Source organism: Micromonospora sp. NPDC050200 (assembly GCF_040656135.1).
GTDB lineage: Bacteria > Actinomycetota > Actinomycetes > Mycobacteriales > Micromonosporaceae > Micromonospora.
In genome coordinates this window covers 1-2,151 of sequence record NZ_JBFALG010000156.1, presented here as the reverse complement: position 1 = coordinate 2,151, position 2,151 = coordinate 1, and the positions used below count along the sequence as shown (strand labels likewise).

The 2,151-nt window shown below is 69.7% G+C and carries 1 protein-coding gene; it reads right to left on the bottom strand.

Annotated features, from left to right (window positions below; genetic code table 11):
- Positions 1-140: 140 nt before the first annotated feature.
- A partial coding sequence (locus tag AB0I41_RS35060; protein ID WP_357115741.1) for a kelch repeat-containing protein occupies positions 141-2,151 on the bottom strand: 2,011 nt, incomplete at its 5' end.

The following is a 2,151-nucleotide window of genomic DNA, read 5'->3' as shown; positions in this document are numbered from 1 at the left end:
CCGAGGCGGACCAAGGGGTGTCTCAGACCGCCTGGGGGTTTGGGCTACAGGGGTTCGTACTCGTCGTCCGGGCCGGTCCCGGGTGACGTGTCGGGCTCGCGCTGGTCGATCGACGCGGGTCCGGTGGAGTCGGACTCCGCTCAGCAAGCGGTGTCGCGGCGGAGGGCGAAGTCGGTGGTGATGGTCCCACCCGCCTTGAGGTTCACCTGCCTGAACTGCGGCTCCCAGCCATCCCGAACCGCGTTGATCGTGACCGGGTTGTCCTTCGGAGCCCAGATGGCGTACCGGCCGTCCGCATCGGTCTTCAGGGTGTAGGTCCAGCCCTTCTTGCCATTGACCCGGACGGTTACCCCGCGCAGCGTGGTGCTGTTGCCCTGGCAGTCGGCGCCGGTGACGACACCCGTCGCCTTGCCCCAGTCCCTGGGCGGATGCACGGTCATCATCACGTCGATCGGTGCCACCGCGTACGGGGTGTCCGCCTTGACGGCGAGCTCGGCGGTGTAGTCACCGGGCTGCTGCACGCCCGCCGAGCTGGCGTCAAGCGTCACGGTCACCGTGATGCTCTGCTCGGGCTGCAGCGTCACCGAGGTCGGCGACGCGGACAGCCACGGTACGTCGGCGACTGTGTCGCACTGGTCGAAGCCGGGCAGTTGTTCGCTGTCCGCCGTCGGGGTGAACCCGCCGGTCGTGCCACCGACCTTGACGAACCCGCACGCCGCACCCGCCCGGTAGCGGGCGTGGTTGGCGTTGGGCAGCGCCGACCAAGAGTCGGCCGCCGGGTCGTACGCCCAGCCCTGGTTGGTGACCGTGGTGGAGGCGTTGATGACACCGGTGGACAGCAGCAGCAGGCCGTTGGCTGTGTCCGCGGCCGAGCCCCAGACGTCGACCGGCAGGTCGGCCTTCCGAGTCCAGGTGTTCGAGCCCGGGTCGTAGGCGTAGGTGCTCCTCAGGTCCGTCTGCCCGACGGAGCCGCCGGCGCAGTAGAGCGTGTCGTCGATCCCGCCGCAGCCCTGCCACACCACCGCCTCGGGGTACGCGGCGACGGTCGTGAACGTGTCGGCCCCTGGGTTGTACCGGACGACGGCCCCGTTGGACAGGCTGCAAGGTCCGTTCGCGCAGCCGCCGACCAGGTAGATCTGGCCGTCGACCACCCCGATACCGGAGGCGGCAGTCGGCGCCGGGTTGGTGCTGGCCTGGGTCTCCCACACGTCGGTATCCGGATCGTAGGTGTAGACCTTGGGCGACGGGATGCCCGACTGGTTCCAGCCACCGAAGACGAAGAGCTTGCCGCCGACGAACGCCGCCGCCGGCTTCTCCAGGGCCGCCGGAAGGTTGGCGATCCGGGTCCACACGTTCGTGGCCGGGTCGTACACGTAGCTGTTGACGACATTGGCGGCGGCGTCCGTTCCGCCAACCGAGTACACCTTCCCGTCGTACGCGGCCACGGCGTTGTCCATGATCGCGATCGGGTAGTTGGCCGTGGTGGTCCACGGCGGTGCGGACGGGGACGGCTCCAGGACATCGCCGGGCTCGTTGTCGCCCAGCCAGGCGCGCGTTACGCCGCCCCCCTTGACCCGGAGGTTCTGCAGTCGCGCGCCGCGCGGGCCGAGGATTTCGAAGCCGCCGCGCCGCTCGGACAGCTCCACGGTTGCCGGTGCGGTGCCGTCGTTGCGGATCGTCGTCTGCACCGTCTTGCTCTGGCCCACGTCCTGGGTGCTCTCGACAGCCGGGGAAGTGATGGTGAGCCGGCCCGCCTTGAGCGTGAAGTCCGCCTGGGTGGCCTGGTCAGCCGTCACGCCCACCGTGGACGTGGCCGATTCGTACTTGCCGCTCGCCCCGGTGACCGGGTGGCTCCCGGTCAGGGACGAGAACATCCAGTAGAACCCGTCGCCGAGGCTGGCGTCGTCCGGGGTCGGCCCGGTCTCCGCCTTCTCCGAGGGCTTGTCCACACTGGTCACCGTCGCACGGTTGAGCCCGGCGCCGGTATTGCCGTCGAGCACCCGGCCGACCACCAGACCACCCGGGACCGGGTCGCAGGCGCCGTTGACACCGGACTTGTATCCGGCGGCGTCGCAGGTGGTCTCGACGGCCAGGTTGAAGTCCTTCACCTGGTTGCTGTCACCGACGGTGACCGGTGTGGTGGCTCGCTGG